Genomic DNA, 15757 nt, shown 5'->3' on the forward strand with positions numbered 1-15757 from the left:
TCTCGGTTCCCGCCGCGACACCGGAGTCGCTCCCGGTGATGGTCGATCGGCTCGGCGTCCTCTGCCGTTCGGCGGGGGTGGTGCGGAAGCTTGGCAGACGCGTCTAGGCGTCCGGACCGGCGACGTTGTGCGCATGACTCAGACAGAGTTCTCGCACGAAACGCCACCTCCATGGCACGCGATCATCGCGCCCGTGCCCGCGGTCGTTGGGCCGCCTCCGCGTACGGGGAAACGCACGCGTTTCACGATCTACAGAACGTACGCGACCGCCTCCGTGGCTGCCCTGCTGGCCACCTTCCTCACCCCGGCGGCGGCCCGGGCCGCCCCCGCCCCGAAGGAGAGCCGACCGGTCTACTCCTACGCCCATGCCGTCCGTGAGTCCGTCTGGGTGGACACCGGCCTCGACGGCGATGGCGACGGCAGGAACGACCGCGTCGCCGCCGACATCGTCCGGCCCCGCGAACCCGCCCGGCTGGGCCGCAAGGTCCCCGTCATCATGGACGCCAGCCCGTACTACTCCTGCTGCGGGCGCGGCAACGAGAGCCAGAAGAAGACGTACGACACTCGCGGTCGCGTCGGCCGGATGCCGCTGTTCTACGACAACTACTTCGTTCCCCGCGGCTACGCCTTCGTCGGCGTCGACCTCGCCGGCACCAACCGCTCCGACGGCTGCGTCGATGTCGGCGGCCGCAGCGACATCCGGTCCGCGAAGGCCGTCGTCGACTGGTTGAACGGCCGCGCCAGGGCCTACACCAGCCGGCGCGGCGGCACCGCCGTCAAGGCGACCTGGACCAACGGCCGCACGGGCATGATCGGCAAGAGCTGGGACGGCACCATAGCCAACGGCGTCGCCGCCACCGGCGTCAAGGGCCTGAAGACGATCGTTCCGATCAGCGCGATCTCCTCCTGGTACGACTACTACTTCGCCAAGGGTGCCCCGTTTTCGGAGTTCGGCCCCGACTGGCTGTCCTTCGCAGTGCAGAGCGACGACGCCTCCAGGCGCTGTGCGGCCATGGAGCGCAAGCTCGTCGACGGGGCCCCGCGCAGCGGTGACTGGACGCCCCTGTGGACTGAGCGCGACTACGTCAAGGACGCGGCGAAGGTACGCGCGAGCGTGTTTCTCGTGCACGGGATGCAAGACCTCAACGTCCGCGCCAAGCATTTCGGGCAGTGGTGGGACGCCCTCGCGAAGAACGGCGTCGAGCGCAAGATCTGGCTTTCCCAGACCGGTCACGTCGACCCCTTCGACTTCCGGCGCGCCGACTGGGTCCATGCCCTGCACCGCTGGTTCGACCACGAACTCCTCGGCTACGACAACGGCATCGACCGTGAGCCCATGGCCGACATCGAGCGGCACCCCGACCAGTGGGTCACCTCGAACGTGTGGCCGCCGCGCGACACGCACACCACCACCCTTCACCCGGCCATCGGCAGTCGGCCGGGCGTGGGGACCCTCGGCCTGAACAAGGGCACCGGCACCGAGACGTTCACCGACAACCGCGCGCGCGGCGAAACCGACTGGCCGGCGCGGATCGGCAGCACGACGCCCGAGAAGGCCGGCTTCGTGACCAAGCCGCTCTTCCGTGACCTGCGTCTGTCCGGCTCCTCCAAGGTCACCGTCACCGCCACCCCGACCACGTCGACGGCCCATCTGTCCGCCGTCCTCGTCGACCTCGGCCCCGACACCATCCGGGACCACGCCGACAAGGCCGAGGGCATCACCACCCTCACCAACCGCACCTGTTGGGGCAGCAGCACCAAGCGGGACAGCGCGTGCTTCAAGGCAACGCGGGCGAAGAAGAGGTCCGTCGACTACACCGTGTTCAGCCGCGGGTGGGCCGACCTCGGCAACCACGCCTCCGACCGCAAGGGGGTCCCGCTCACCCCGGGCAAGGCCTACACCATCACGCTCGACCTCGCGGCCACCGACCACGTCGTCCCCAAGGGCCACCGCCTGGCTCTGATCGTCGCGGGCACGGACAAGAACCTCATCGAACCGCCGTCCACCACCCCGACGCTCACCCTGGACCTGGCCCGTACGTCGGTTCGCGTCCCGCTTCTCGGCGGCGCCGCCGCGTTCACCCGCGCCACCTCGGGCGGCACGTCCGCCGCACCCGAGGCCAGGGTCCTGGAGGGCGTGCGGGCACCGCACACCGCACAGCGCGTCCCCGGCAACTGACCGAGGCGGGCGGCCGGGCATGCCCGGCCGCCCGCCTTCCGGGCGACGGCGCTCACCTGGTCCTCGTAGCTTTGTGAGGTGCGCTGTGGGGCAGTGAGGTCGACGCCCCGCAGCGCGCGGCCGAGGAAGTAGCCGTCCTCGATGGACATACCGGCTCCGCAGGCGGCGTACGGCGAGGTCGGGTGTGCTCGGCGTCGCCCTGTGATGGTGAATCCACCGAAGATGTGCAGCCGATGCTCCTGCTTGGGGCCCCACAGCGTGCGTCGGGCCAGCGAGTCGATGCCGTCGGCGCCGACCAACACGTCGTGCTGCGACGTGGTGCCGTCGGCGAAGTGCCCAGTGACCGGCGGGTATTCGCCGACACCAGCCGGTGGGCAGACCTGCCCGCGGCCGAACTCGTCCGCGCGGCAGTGGCCGAAACGGTCGGCATGTTTCGGTCCTGAGGGCGGTGGAAGCCCTCAGCTCCCCGACAGCGAGACCGCGGTTCGCCACTGCTTCAGCACCGTCTTCGCCGCGTCGGTCATCCGTGCAGTCACCTCCACCAGCCGCCGATTCCGCCGGTTCGGCCACCACCGGCGGCCGCACGCCGCTCCGGGGGCAATCATCACGTTCCGGGTGACCGACTCGACATCAGCCACTCGGGCCGACCGTGACCTGGAGGCGGGGAAATTGCCGTCAGACCAGCCTGAAGTGCCGCACTTTGCCGTTCGGTGTGCGTCGCCATGCCGTCCGTCGATAATTGGGTGCCAACGCCTGCGGCACTCGCCGCGTTCTGACCGGAGTCGGCTCGCGCGTCGGCCGTCGGGGATGTCGCGGCTGACTGAGTGGGGTGGCAGGGTGATTCGGGTGCTGTTGGCCGACGACGAGGCACTGATCCGCGCCGGGATCCGGTTCGTGCTCGACGTCGCCGATGACATCGAGATCGTGGCCGAGGCGGACAACGGTGCCGGCGCCGTCGAGCTCGCTCGCAAGCACCTCGTCGATGTGGCGCTGTTGGACATTCGGATGCCCGGCGTCGACGGGCTGGCCGCGGCCGTCGAGATAGGGAAGGTGGCGCCGCGGACGAGCGTGGTCATGCTGACCACCTTCGGTGAGGAAGAGTACGTCACCCGGGCGCTGCGCTGCGGCGCTGCGGGGTTTCTGCTCAAGGACACCCCGCCCGACGACCTGATCAGGGCTGTCCGGGTGGCGGCCGCCGGTGAGCCCGTCCTGTCGCCCCGGGTCACCAAGCAGTTGATCGATCGCCACGTCAACCGGGACGTGAGCCAGGCCGACGAGGCGCGGCGCCGCGTGGCGGCTCTGACCGACCGTGAGCGCGACGTGCTGTGCCTGCTGCGTGAGGGCTGCTCGAACGCTGAGATCGCCAAGGCGCTGCTGATGAGTGAAGGCACCGCCAAGTCTCACGTCAGTCGCATCCTCTCCGTCCTTGGCTGCACCAACCGGGTTCAGGCGGCGATCCTGGCGCACGACGCCGGAGTTCTTCCGCCAGGCAGCCGTTCCTGATCCGCCTCGTCGAGCCCACGCGAAGCGTCGGCTTGCCGGGTTCCGCCTACGACGTCCGGATCTCGACCTTCTGCGCGAGCTTGGCGTCGTGGAAGCAGAACCGGCCCGCTGTGCGGGCGGTCATGCTGTCGCCGCCGGTCAGCTCGCGCACCGTGTCCTGGGTGTCGCCGATCTTGATTTGCTGGTAGGTCAGTGGCGAGACGGCAGACTCGAAGTAGGAACAGACGCTGAAGCCGAGGCCGCCGCAGACCGCAACGGCGGCTCCGGCGAGGGCGGGGAAGGCCGTCTTGGTCTTCCTTCGTGGTGCGTCGTAGTGGGGCCCGTCTTCGGCCCGCACTGGAGGGGAGTATCTGCGCGTCGGCCAGGGCGGGTTGATCGATGGTCGGGCTCATGGTGCCCGGGCTTCAATGGCGCAGGGGGAGGGTGGCGGTGAGGGTGTGGTTGCCGGTGAGCGGGTCTGTGCCGGCGGTGAAGTCGCCGCCGGCCAGGCGGGCGCGTTCGCGCAGGCCGGCCAGTCCCAGGCCGCTGCTGGGCGGCGGGACGGCGGGCGGGCGTGCGACGTTGCGTACGTTGATGGTGAGTTTTTCGGTGTCGACGGTGACGGTCAGCCGGGTTGGCGCGCCCGGGGCGTGTTTGTGCACGTTGGTGAGGGCTTCGCGCACGATGCGGTTGACCGCTCGGCGGATGCCGGTGTCGGCGTCGGTGAGGTCGCCGCCGCTCCAGGACAGGGTGAGGGGCAGGCCCGCATGCTGGGCTTCGGCGACCAGGTTGGTGACATCCTCGCGCGTGCCGACCGCCGATTCGGTGCCGTCCGGTGGTTCGGCGCCGTCGAGGCGCAGGATGCCCAGCACGGTGCGAAGCTCCTCGAGTGCGGTCCGGGAGGTGGACCGCAGCAGGTCGGCCTGCTCGTTGATCTCGGGGGCCGCGGTGCGGGTGCGCATCTCCAGGGCCCCGGCGTACAGGACGATCAGGCTGAGCCGGTGCCCGAGCAGATCGTGCATCTCGCCGGCGATGCGCGCCCTTTCCTGCATCCGGGCCTGCGACTCACCGAGCAGGTTGGCGCGTTCCAGCAGGGCGTTGCGCTCGTGCAGGGCATCCATGGCCAGGGCTCGTTCCCCCTGCCGCATGCCGATGGCGCCCGGCAGTACCACCAGCAGCACATTGATGACGACGATGCGGCCGACATCCTCCAGGTCAACCGTCAGCCCGGCGAGCTCGACGAGGCTGGCCGCGGATTGCACGCCGGTGGCGAGCGTCAGAGCGGCCACGGCGAGGCGAGTGTCCGGGACCTGGCGGCCCACCGCATAGGCGAGCATCACGCTCACCGGCCAGATAAAAGCCAACAGGGTCGTGCTCTGCAAGATCAACGCCACTGCCGCGACGCCGGTCCCGGCCAGCAGCGAGGTGATCGGCCAGGTGAACCGGCACAGCAGGGCGAGTGCGGCGGCCAGCAGGCCGATCGCTGTTGCGGGCTGCCCGGGCACGTTGATGACGGCCGTGACGATCGCCGTGGCGGGCAGGAACAACCACCACGCCAGCAGCAACCTGCCCTGTCGTGTCAGGTGCTGCCAGGTCGTCACCGCCCCGGCGGTGACGACCTCGGCGAGTTTCGCCCAACTAGCCACGGCACCTCCACGACGACGGCGGTGGCCGCCGAGCCGGGCGGTCGCCCGACCGATGAGCGCAGCCGCCTCCGGGCCACGCCGACCGGGGTCACCAGCCGCAGCAGTGCAGCGGTGATGACCGGTAGCCCGTGATCGGCGCCGACCGTACCCGATGACGGGGGCCGTGGTCATCGTATCCGGGCTCAGCCAGGGCCGACCTCGTTCGGGCGAAGGGCGAACGGGCCCTGACACGCCGCGTCTCACCGGACGAACTTCGCCAGTTTGGTGGTGCTGTTGAGCAGGTGCTCCAGCGGTCCGCGGCGGAAGAACCGCGACCAGATCGTGGCGAACACGATCGCCCCGGCGATGAACCCGAGCAGCGGCACCAGGGTGCCGGTGGCTCCGTCGGGCAGCATGGTGTAGGCGGCGACGTGGGCGACGTAGAGCGTCAGGGACATGGTGCCCACGGCGATGAGCGGGCTCGCCAGCCGGCGCAGCCACGCCAGCCGGGCCATGGCCACGGTCGCGCAGACGAGTACGGTGATCGCCACGCCGAGGCCGCCGATGATCTCGAAGGTCGTACCGCTGTGCGGCTCGGCTCCCAGCAGCGACGAGGCCAGGTTCGCGCTGTCCGTGACCTTGTTGTGGATGTAGTCGAAGGCCGGCGATCCCGGTCGCAGGGATTCGATGGAGTTCGGATCCAGGTTCGCGAAGGCTTCCTTCAGAGCGGCCTTGTCCGCCTGAATGGGCGGATACAGCCTTGCCGTCAGCCAGGCGGTCCCGTATCCGAGCGCCATCAGCGCGGCGCCGAGCGCGGCCAGCCGCCGTTGCACCGCGCCGGCGGCCAGGTCGAGCCGGGCCAGTGCCATGCCGGCGATCACGAACGGCATCCAGGTGATCGCGGGGTAGTAGCCGTGGAGCAGCAGGCCCAGCAGTCCGTCGCCGCCGAGCCTGCCGATCGGGTCGTAGGTGTTGATGATCTTCGCCGTCGACTCGCCCAGCAGCCACTTCAGGCCGAACGCCGCCTGCGGCCCGACGACCGCGAGCACGGCCGCGATGATCGCGAGGGTTCTGGCCCGCAGTCGGATCAGGGGCAGTGCCAGCAGGAAGTACACCCCGTAGAAGGCGAGAATCACCAGGATCCCGGTCTTGAGCATCGTCAGCACGGTGCCCAGTGCCAGCAGGACCACAGCCCGGATCACGATCCGGGCCTTCGCCTGCCGGCCGGCCAGGCCGGTCTTCGGCTCCCGGCGGCCGGCGATCAGCATCAGCGAGAACCCGGCCAGGGTGGCGAACAGGATCGACGACCGGCCCTCAGTCAGTTCCAGCAGCCAGCCGCCGAAGCCACCCACGTCCTCGGCAGGTGGGGCGACGTGGACAGCGAACATGCCGAACACCGCCAGCGCGCGGGCCACGTCCACCCCGACCAACCGCCCCACCGACGGCCCCTGCTCGACCACGCCCGCGGGCTCAGCCGGTGCCCCGTGCCGCGGAGGTGGCGTTTCGTGCGAGATCTCGATCTGAGTCATGCGCCCAACGTCGCCGGTGGGGACGCCCTGACGCCTCTGCCAAGCTTCCGGACCACCTCCGCCGAACGGCCAAGGACGCCGAGCCGATCGACCATCACCAGAAGCGACTTCGGTGCTGCGGTCTTGACTCGCGGTCGCTGTCGCGGCCGGTGCGGGCGGCCGACGTCGCCGACGCGGCCCCTGTGCTTGTCGATGAACGCCACGAGCAGGTGTGTGACCGGTCGAGCTCAGAGATTCCGACGCGCATCGTGTGGCTGCTGGAGAACTCCCCGCCGCTACCGGCTGGGGACAACTGACTCGGACACGTGGCGTGACGTCGGGACTTTCAGCCGCACCACGATGCCAGGTACGGCACTGAACAGTTTACCGCGCTATTGAACTGACCGCTGAACTCTTTCGTGCGCAACTGAACTCTTCAGTGCCGTTCAACATCACTTCTTGCTCTTCGGCTTCGTGTTCGGCAGGAACTCCTGCATCTTCGCCTTGAAGCCCTGCTTGATCATGGAGCCCCGGTCGGCGTCGCCCTTGAGGATCGAGGCGGCCGTGGCCTCCATCTGCTCCCAGGTGGCGTGCGGTGGGATCGGTGGGACCGCCGGGTCCGTGAGGAACTCGACGACGGCGGGGCCGTCCGCCTCCAGGGCCGCCCGCCAGCCCGCCTCGACATCCTCCGGCTTCTCGACCCGGATGCCGGTCAGCCCCAGGGAGCGGGCGAACGCGGCGTACTGGACGTCCGGCAGCTCCTGCGACGGCAGGAAGGACGGCTCGCCTCCCATCGCCCGCAGCTCCCACGTCACCTGGTTCAGATCACGGTTGTTCCAGACGCCCACCACCAGCCGGGGATCCTCCCAGCCGTCCTTGTACTTGGCCGCCGTGATCAGCTCCGCCAGACCGTTCATCTGCATCGCCCCGTCCCCGACCAGCGCGATCGCCGGACGGTCCGGATGGGCGAACTTCGCGCCGATCGCGTACGGCACCCCGCAGCCCATCGTCGCCAGCGTGCCCGACAGCGACGACCGCATGCCGTCCCGCAGGGTCAGATGGCGGGCGTACCAGTTCGCCGCCGAACCGGAGTCCGAGGAGATGATCGCGTTGTCCGGCAGCAGCGGATCGAGGGCGTGGGCCACGTACTCCGGGTTGATCGGATCGGCCGACAGCTCCGCGCGCCGCGTCATCACCTCACGCCAGCGCGCCACACCCGCGCACACCTCGTCGAACCACTCCCGGCCCCGCTCCGGGTCGATCATCGGGATCAGCCGCTCCAGCGTCGCCTTCGCGTCGCCGACGAGGTTCACCTCGTACGGGTAGCGCATCCCGACCATGTGCGGGTCGATGTCGATCTGGACCGCCCGCGCCTTGCCGTACTCGGGCAGATACTGCGAGTACGGGAAGGACGAGCCGATGGTCAGCAGCGTGTCGCAGTCGCGCATCAGCTCGTACGAGGGGCGCGTGCCCAGCAGTCCGATCGAGCCGGTGACGTACGGCAGCTCGTCGCTCAGCGCGTCCTTGCCGAGGAGGGCCTTCGCGACCCCCGCGCCCAGCAGCTCGGCCACCCGCTGGACCTCGGCGCGGGCCCCGGCGGCGCCCTGACCGACCAGGACGGCGACCTTGTCGCCGGCGTTCAGGATCTTTGCCGCCCGCTCCAGCGACTCCTGCGAGGGGACCGTCGTCCAGGAGCCGCTGCCCAGGCTGGAGGGGACCATCTTGAAGTCGTGGGTGGGCGGCGAGTAGTCCAGTTCCTGCACATCGCCGGGGACGATGATCGCGGTGGGTGCCCGGCGGGCGTAGGCGGTGCGGATCGCCCGGTCCAGGACGTTCGGCAGCTGCTCGGGCACGGTCACCGTCTCGACGAAGTCCGAGGCCACGTCCTTGAACAGGGTGTGCAGGTCCACCTCCTGCTGGTACGAGCCGCCCATCGCGCTGCGATGGGTCTGGCCGACGATCGCGAGCACCGGCACATGGTCCAGCTTGGCGTCGTACAGGCCGTTCAGGAGATGGATCGCGCCGGGCCCCGACGTCGCCGCGCAGACCCCGATCCGGCCCGAGAACTTGGCGTAGCCGACCGCCTGGAACGCCGACATCTCCTCGTGCCGTGACTGGATGAACCGCGGCCGGTCCTCCGCCCGGCCCCAGGCGGCGAGCAGCCCGTTGATGCCGTCACCGGGATAGCCGAAGACATGTTCGACTCCCCACGCGCGCAGCCTGCGCAGGATGTGATCGGCGACATACGTGCCCATACTGGACCTCCCAGGGTGTTTTTCCTCAAGCCCGAGTCACCCTGTGGGGAGGAGGAAAACCTGCGTGTGTTTGCCGCGCATGAAGCGGGGCAGGCGCACCCCAGTGCTTCGGACAGAAGGCACGTCCGTGGGATCGGCGATCCATCCATCACGGGTGTGCCCCATATGTGCACGTCCGCGCCCCCCACGGTGACCGCCCCCCAGAGCACATCCAGGGAGTTGCGACGCACCATGCGTACTCAGGCAAGCGCGAAGCACCACCCGCACGACGACGCCCCCGACACCGCCGAGGCGTTCCGAAAGCTGGCGACACTACCCCCCGGCCCGGAGCGGGACGCTCTCCGGGCACACATCGTCGAGGCATGGCTGCCCATGGCCGAACGGCTCGCCGGTCGGTTCCGCAGCCGCGGCGAGAGCTACGAGGACCTGCGCCAGGTCGCGGCGCTCGGCCTGGTCAAGGCCGTCGACCGCTACGACCCCGAGCGCGGCAACGCCTTCGAGAGCTATGCGGTACCCACCGTCACCGGTGAGATCAAGCGGCACTTCCGGGACCACATGTGGACCCTGCACGTGCCGCGCCGGGTCCAGGACCTGCGCAACCGGGTTCGGTTCGCTACCCAGGACCTGTCCCAGACGATCTCGGGCCGAAGGCCCACCGTGGCCGAGATCGCCGCACACGCCAACATGAGCGAGGAAGACGTCCAGGTCGGACTGGAGGCCCTGGAGAGCTTCACGGCCTTGTCCCTGGACGCCGAACTGCCGGGGAGCGAGGACGGCTACTCGCTCAGCGACGCGCTGGGCGCGCCCGACCCCGCGCTCGACACCGTCGTCGACCGCGAGGCGGTCAAGCCGCGGCTCGCGGCGCTTCCCGAGCGGGAGCGGGCGATCCTCTACATGCGGTTCTTCGGCGACATGACGCAGAGCCGGATCGCGGAGCAGTTGGGCATCTCGCAGATGCATGTCTCCCGGCTGATCAGCCGGTGCTGCGACCGACTGCGCGACCAGGTGATGCAGGACGCCGGTGGCCCCTCCGACTGAACCCCGCCCGTCCACGCGGCCACCGACGCGACCGGCCGGCCGACCCCCCCCGGGGCTCGGCCGGCCGGTCGTTCCTCACTGAGGGGTGACGCCGTCCGCGGGGACCCCCGTCGGTCGCCCGCGGGCGTCCATCGCCAGGGCGATGTGGCGGGACATCGTGTCCATCGCCCGGGCCTCCGCCATCGAGAAGGCCGGCCGGGCGCCCGAACGGAAGAGGGTGAGGACGCCTTACCGTCGGGGGCGGTCAGCGGGACCGACAGGAGTGAGGTGACGTCGGCCCGTACGAGGACGGGGGCGCCCGAGGTGTCGTGGCCGAAGGCGTCGGGATCCGGTGGGCGGACCTGGAGGGCGGCGGAGCCGCCCCGGCCGACGGCCACGACCAGGGGGCAGGTGGCCGGGTCCTGCTCCGCGAGGAGACCCGGCTCCTTGCCGGAAGGGGGCAGCACGGTCGTACGGTTCAGCGTGGGGGACGCCGTGTCGGCCACGACCCAGTCGGCGAAGCGGCCGTGCAGCACCCGGGCCGCGCGGTCGAGGGCCTCGGCGGCGGGCGCGGTGAGCAGGGCCGTCGTCATGGCGTCCAGCAGATCCATGAGCGCCGCGTGGCGGGTCGTCTCGGCGAGGTCGGGCAGGGGGCGGGCGGAGCTCTCGACGGCCGGCATGCGGTGCCCCGCCGGCTGGACCACGACCAGCACGGTGGTGCGGGGCTCACCGCTGGGGCGCAGCGCCGTCAACGTCGCCCGGACCGGCACGACGGGGCGCTGCTGGAGGTGCACGGTGAGACTGCGGTCGCCCTCACCGCGTGCCACCGCCGCCACCTGGCCCCGGAACGCGCTCCGGTCGGCGTGCGCCAGGAACCCGGCGAGCGGGCGGCCGGTCGCGTGCCCCGCCCGCACGCCGGTGAACGCGCTCGCCGCCCGGTTGAGGCGGCGCACCACCGTCTCCCGGTCCAACAGGGCCACGGGCAGCGGCAGATGATGGAAAACAGCCTTCAGCAACTGGTGTTCCCGCGCGGCCGACGAGGTCCCACCGGGCGGTCGGGCCGTGAGCCGCTCGTACCGCGGCCACAACTGGTCCGCCACATGGTCGAGTTCGAAGATCGCCGCGTCGAGCACCGTCGGCAGATCGTCGGCCGGCACCGACCTGGCCGTCTTGAGCTCCGCGACGCGGCGTACGAAATCCGCCGGCTCCTCGCCGAATTCGTCCGTCTGAGCCATGCGACGAACGTAACGCGGGAGAGGCGTTCACGGGGATGGCGTGGCACACCGCACGACGTCGGTCCTCCACCTCACTTCTCTCTCGCGCGGAGGGGCCGCTCTTTCGCGCGGAGGGTCCGCCGTGTCCGTTTTCCGCGCGGGCGAACGGGAACGCGCCCCACGAGAGGAGGCGCGCAGCATGCCGGAACCCGAACATGTCGGCCTTCCGCCCGGGGAATCGCCCGAGTCGGCCCTTCCGGCGAGGAGGCTCTCCCAGCTCGTCGAACACGCCGCCCGCTGCACCAGCGACTGCTGCGGGGCGAGCGGCATCTGGACGACGGGGCGGAGCGGCCCGCCGCCGTCACCCACCCCGACCTCGCCGGGCTGGTCGCGGTCCAACTCCGCTCGGGCGAGGGGCCGATCCCTACGGCGTTGGAGCGCGGGGAGCCGGTCGACGCGGCGGATCTCCTGAGCGACGAACGGTGGCCGGACTATCGGGCCGTGGCCCTCGACGCGGGCGTACGGTCCAGTGTCACCCTGCCGTTCCGGCGGTCGGGGCTGACCGTCACGCTCAGTCTCTACAGCTTCCGCGCCGGAGCGTTGGGGGACGCGCCGCACGGGCCGGCCCACGCGCTCGGGGATCTCACGGCGACGTGCATCGTCCGTGACCGGTCGTACCGGGCGGCGCTCACGGAGCTCGACCAGCTCGGTGCGGCGCTGCGGACGCGGCCGGTGGTCGATCAGGCGTGCGGGATCGTGATGCACGTCCTCGGCTGCGACGCGGAGGCGGCGTTCGCGGTGCTGCGGCGTGTCTCGCAGGGCACGAATCGTAAGTTGGCGGAGGTGGCTTCGGCGGTGGTGGAGAAGCGGGGGAGGGGGCTGGAGCGGGAGTTGATGTCCCTTTCCGGGTGAGGGGGAGGGCGCCTCCCACGCGCCCCCCGCGCCTCAAACGTGCCGTCACCCGGTCGGCGGGGGTGGTCCCGCTAATGGGGCTCGGTGGCGGGCGGGGGGTCGGGGTGGGGGGTCTGATGGGGAGGGCGGGGCGCGGTGGGCGTGTCCCGAGTCGGAGTCGGCCTAAGGAGCCCCGCCCATGCGCCGCAGAGCCCGTGTCCTGTCCGCAGCCGTCCTCGCCGGTGCCGTGCTCGGCGTCACGGCCCCGGTCGCGTCCGCGGATCCGGCGGCCGAGGTCGTCCCGAACGAGGCCGCGCCGGGCGAGACCGTCACGATCTCCGTCTCCTGCGACCCGACCGACGGCCCGGCCCCGGAGAACATCGACGCCAGCTCCCAGGCGTTCGAGCAGGGCACCGTCACACTGCAACGGATCCCGGGCGACGACGACCCCGCCGGCGGGCCCTCCTACCAGGGCACCGCCCGTATCGCCCAGGCCGCCGACTTCGAGACCGGCCCGGACGCGGCGGGCGGTTCCACCGAGTGGGGCGGCGACGGCGTCTGCCCGGCCCCGCCCGGCGCCGAGCAGAAACAGTGGAGCGCCGCCTTCGCCGTCGACCTCGGCGGCCACCACCCCACCGACCAGCCCACCCACGAGCCGACGTACCAGCCCACCCACGAGCCGACGTACCCGCCCACCCACGAGCCGACGCACCAGCCCACCCACCACGACACCCAGCGTCCCGCGCCCGTCCAGCGGGGCGTGCACGCGGGCAGCGGCGGTGCCTTCACCGACTCCGTGCCGGCCATGGTCGCCGGCGGCCTCCTCATCGCCGGCGCGCTCGGCGCCGCCGTCCACCGGCTGCTGCACCGCCGGGGCCGGTGGGCGCCGTGACCGCCCGCCGTGGTGACCGGCGCGACCCGACGCGGTGCTCATGAGGCGCGTGAGCCGGGGTACCGGCAGGCCGAGGGCGTGGAACACGCGTCACGGGGTACGAAGGAGCACGCGCGGGAACGGCGGAGCACCATGGACAGCGCGGGAGCGCTGAGCACCGGACAACGCGAGGACACGGCGCGGAGGCACAGATGCGGCGGACGGAACCGGGAAGAGGTCCGGTGGGGCACGGCCCCGTCCGCTATGGTCCGCCCCTTCCCGACCAGGGACTGCCGCTCCTGCCCGAGCTGACCGCCGTGCTCTCGGCCGCCGCCGGCCGCCCCGACGCCGTACCCCTCGGCGGTTCCCCCGCGCTCCTGGACTCGGCCTGCGGCTACTGGGACCGGCGCGGGCTGCCCACCACCCCCGACCGGGTCGCGGCCGCCCCCGGCGCCCCCGCCCTGCTGCTGGCGCTGACGGCCGCGATCGGCGGCGACGTGCTGCTCCCGCGACCGTGCGCCGCCTGGTGGGAGCCCGAGGCGCGGGCGCTCGGCAGATCCGTCTTCCACGTCCCGACACCCGCCGAGTGCGGCGGTGTACCGGACTCGTACGCGCTGCTGGAGACCGTGCGCAGGATCCGCGACGAGGGCGGTGACCCCCGGCTGCTCGTGCTGTGCGTCGCCGACGACCCGACCGCCACCGTGGCCCCGCCCGAGCTGGTCCACGAGACTGTGGAGGCCGCCGCGGGGGAGGGTCTGCACCTGGTCAGCGACGAGACCTGGCGCGACACCCTGCACGACCCGCACGACCCCGTGCTGCTCAGCCCCGCCGAGATGCTGCCGGACCGGGTCACCGTCGTCACCGACCTCGCGGGCCCCTTCCTGCCGCCGGGCTGGCCCGCCGCCGTCGCCCGCTTCCCGGCCGACGGCATCGGCGGCGGACTGCGCGACCGGGTCCTCGACGTGCTCACCGCGCTCGGCGCCCGTGTCGCCACCCCGGTCGCCGCGGCCGCCGCGTACGCGCTCGACGAGCCCGGCCCCGTCACCGAGCGGCTCGCCGGTGCGGTCCGGCTGCACGCGCGGCTGGCCACCGCCGCGCACCGGGCCGTGATCGCCGCCGGGGCGCTCGCCCTGCCCCCGCGCGCGGGCCGGCACCTCTACGTCGACCTGGCCCCGCTGCGCCCGGCGCTCACCGCGCACGGCGTCGGCGACGCCCAGGAACTGGAGGACTTCCTCACCGCCCGGCTCGGTCTGCCCGCGCCCGGTGGGCACCGCTTCGGGGACGACCTCGGGGCGCTGCGGTTCCGCCTGTCGACGGGGCTGTTCCTCGGCACCGCCGACGAGGAGCGGGCGCAGGCCCTGGCCGCCCCCGACCCACTTGAACTCCCCCATGTGGAAAGCGCGTTGGCCCTGTTCGGATCGGCTCTGGAGGATCTCCGATGACGAGGGAGCCCCGGGCCACCGGATCGTGTCCGCACCGATCGGACGACCGCCAGCGGTCCGGTCCGCGACGACGATCCCTCGACGACGCCCGGCGATGGGAGCCTCCTCGATGACGCAGCAGTCCGAGTCGACCCCCTCAGCGGCCTCCTCGTCGCCCGTCTCCGCGCCCCCCGAGGACACCGACGATCCGGCGTCCCCGTCCGGCCTCGGCGCCCTGGAGCCGAGGCCCACATCGCCCTTCGCCGTTCCCCTGCGGCCCCCGGAGCCCGCCGAGCCCCGCCCCCTCGGCGAGCGGCGCCGCTGGCCCGCGTCCTTCGTCGGCCGGCTGACCACCCCCCTGCCCGGGCTGCGGGCGTTCGCGCGCTTCGCCCGCGAGGGCTCGGTACGGCCCGGCCCCGAGGGTCTCGTCGACATCCCCCGACTGCCGTACGAGCCCGGCCCGTTGCCCCGCGTCGACGCGCGTACCGTCGCCGTCACCTGGGCCGGGCACGCGAGTTGGGTGGTGCGGATCGGCGGGCTCACCGTGCTCACCGACCCGGTCTGGTCCCGCCGCATCCTCGGCACGCCCGCCCGGATCACCCCGGTCGGCGTGGCCTGGGAGGCGCTGCCGCGCGTGGACGCGGTCGTCATCAGCCACAACCACTACGACCACCTGGACGCGCCCACGTTGCGCCGACTCCCGCGCGACACGCCGGTGTTCGTGCCCGCCGGTCTCGGCGGCTGGTTCCGCCGCCGCCGCTTCACCCGGGTCACCGAGCTGGACTGGTGGGAGGCGGCCGAACTCGACGGCGTCCGCTTCGACTTCGTACCGGCCCACCACTGGTCGAAGCGCACCCTCACCGACACCTGCCGCTCCCTGTGGGGCGGTTGGGTCCTCACGGGGTCCGACGGGAAGCGGGTGTACTTCGCGGGCGACACGGGCTACGGCCACTGGTTCTCCCTCATCGGCCGCCGCCACCCCGGTATCGACCTCGCTCTCCTGCCGATCGGCGCGTACGACCCCCGCTGGTGGCTCAGCGACGTCCACTGCGACCCCGAGGAGGCCGTCCGCGCCTTCCAGGACCTCGGCGCCCGCCGTATGGCCCCCATGCACTGGGCCACGTTCGTCCTGTCCGCCGAACCGGTCCTGGAACCCCTCACCCGCGTACGGACGGCCTGGGAGGCGGCAGGACTCCCGCGCGAGAACCTGTGGGACCTGCCGATCGGAGCGTCCCGGATCCTCACCTGAGGACGGCGACGGCACACACCTGTCCGTCGAGGGGACGCGGATCTC

General features: G+C 71.8%; 11 protein-coding genes and 2 pseudogenes. 8 read left to right on the forward strand and 5 right to left on the reverse strand.

The window, feature by feature from the left end; translation table 11 throughout:
* Window positions 1–133 precede the first annotated feature (133 nt).
* From SMA5143A_RS04240 to SMA5143A_RS44980, 3 genes and pseudogenes are all read left to right on the forward strand, one after another.
* Entirely contained in the window at window positions 134–2179 is a 2046-nt protein-coding gene (locus tag SMA5143A_RS04240) for a Xaa-Pro dipeptidyl-peptidase (protein WP_107461531.1), read from the forward strand.
* Between the two features lie 807 nt (window positions 2180–2986).
* Window positions 2987–3304 (forward strand): annotated as a pseudogene (locus tag SMA5143A_RS44975) (response regulator); the annotation flags it as partial.
* Between the two features lie 135 nt (window positions 3305–3439).
* On the forward strand, window positions 3440–3682 hold the full coding sequence (locus SMA5143A_RS44980; protein WP_441349504.1) for a response regulator transcription factor: 243 nt from the start codon (window positions 3440–3442) through the stop codon (window positions 3680–3682).
* Between the two features lie 46 nt (window positions 3683–3728).
* Here SMA5143A_RS44980 and SMA5143A_RS04250 read toward each other — a convergent pair whose 3' ends face one another.
* From SMA5143A_RS04250 to SMA5143A_RS04265, 4 genes are all read right to left on the reverse strand, one after another.
* On the reverse strand, window positions 3729–4019 hold the full coding sequence (locus SMA5143A_RS04250; RefSeq protein WP_107461533.1) for a hypothetical protein: 291 nt from the start codon (window positions 4017–4019) through the stop codon (window positions 3729–3731).
* 67 nt (window positions 4020–4086) lie between these two features.
* Window positions 4087–5262 carry a sensor histidine kinase gene (locus SMA5143A_RS04255; protein WP_181361716.1) on the reverse strand — a complete coding sequence of 392 codons (1176 nt, stop codon included), beginning with the start codon at window positions 5260–5262 and terminating at the stop codon, window positions 4087–4089.
* A gap of 284 nt (window positions 5263–5546) precedes the next feature.
* A complete protein-coding gene (locus tag SMA5143A_RS04260; protein WP_107461535.1) occupies window positions 5547–6815 on the reverse strand; it encodes a DUF418 domain-containing protein in 1269 nt (422 codons plus the stop codon).
* Window positions 6816–7246: 431 nt separating this feature from the next.
* Entirely contained in the window at window positions 7247–9049 is a 1803-nt protein-coding gene (locus tag SMA5143A_RS04265; protein ID WP_107461536.1) for a thiamine pyrophosphate-requiring protein, read from the reverse strand.
* A gap of 231 nt (window positions 9050–9280) precedes the next feature.
* Here SMA5143A_RS04265 and SMA5143A_RS04270 point away from each other — a divergent pair, with 231 nt between their 5' ends.
* Entirely contained in the window at window positions 9281–10087 is an 807-nt protein-coding gene (locus SMA5143A_RS04270; protein WP_107461538.1) for an RNA polymerase sigma factor SigF, read from the forward strand.
* A gap of 731 nt (window positions 10088–10818) precedes the next feature.
* Here SMA5143A_RS04270 and SMA5143A_RS44545 read toward each other — a convergent pair.
* Window positions 10819–11301, reverse strand: a pseudogene (locus tag SMA5143A_RS44545) (PAS domain-containing protein); the annotation flags it as partial.
* 411 nt (window positions 11302–11712) lie between these two features.
* Here SMA5143A_RS44545 and SMA5143A_RS04280 point away from each other — a divergent pair.
* The 4 genes from SMA5143A_RS04280 (at window position 11713) to SMA5143A_RS04295 (ending at window position 15712) form a co-directional block, all read left to right on the forward strand.
* Window positions 11713–12192, forward strand: coding sequence for an ANTAR domain-containing response regulator (locus tag SMA5143A_RS04280; protein WP_308812026.1), 480 nt, complete (start codon window positions 11713–11715; stop codon window positions 12190–12192).
* Window positions 12193–12370: 178 nt separating this feature from the next.
* Window positions 12371–13063 carry a PT domain-containing protein gene (locus SMA5143A_RS04285; RefSeq protein WP_107461541.1) on the forward strand — a complete coding sequence of 231 codons (693 nt, stop codon included), beginning with the start codon at window positions 12371–12373 and terminating at the stop codon, window positions 13061–13063.
* 191 nt (window positions 13064–13254) lie between these two features.
* A complete protein-coding gene (locus SMA5143A_RS04290; RefSeq protein WP_107461543.1) occupies window positions 13255–14484 on the forward strand; it encodes an aminotransferase class I/II-fold pyridoxal phosphate-dependent enzyme in 1230 nt (409 codons plus the stop codon).
* Window positions 14485–14593: 109 nt separating this feature from the next.
* Window positions 14594–15712, forward strand: coding sequence for an MBL fold metallo-hydrolase (locus tag SMA5143A_RS04295; protein WP_107461601.1), 1119 nt, complete (start codon window positions 14594–14596; stop codon window positions 15710–15712).
* The last annotated feature ends 45 nt before the right edge of the window (window positions 15713–15757 follow it).

This window comes from Streptomyces sp. MA5143a (assembly GCF_900290235.1).
Classification (GTDB): Bacteria; Actinomycetota; Actinomycetes; order Streptomycetales; family Streptomycetaceae; genus Streptomyces.

Bases quoted from the DNA above. Each gene is read 5' to 3' on its own strand.
- SMA5143A_RS04260 (WP_107461535.1), bottom strand. From the start codon at position 6,815: ATGACTCAGATCGAGATCTCGCACGAAACGCCACCTCCGCGGCACGGG.
- SMA5143A_RS04295 (WP_107461601.1), top strand. From the start codon at position 14,594: ATGACGCAGCAGTCCGAGTCGACCCCCTCAGCGGCCTCCTCGTCGCCC.
- SMA5143A_RS04265 (WP_107461536.1), bottom strand. From the start codon at position 9,049: ATGGGCACGTATGTCGCCGATCACATCCTGCGCAGGCTGCGCGCGTGG.
- SMA5143A_RS04285 (WP_107461541.1), top strand. From the start codon at position 12,371: ATGCGCCGCAGAGCCCGTGTCCTGTCCGCAGCCGTCCTCGCCGGTGCC.
- SMA5143A_RS04270 (WP_107461538.1), top strand. From the start codon at position 9,281: ATGCGTACTCAGGCAAGCGCGAAGCACCACCCGCACGACGACGCCCCC.
- SMA5143A_RS04240 (WP_107461531.1), top strand. From the start codon at position 134: ATGACTCAGACAGAGTTCTCGCACGAAACGCCACCTCCATGGCACGCG.
- SMA5143A_RS04290 (WP_107461543.1), top strand. From the start codon at position 13,255: ATGCGGCGGACGGAACCGGGAAGAGGTCCGGTGGGGCACGGCCCCGTC.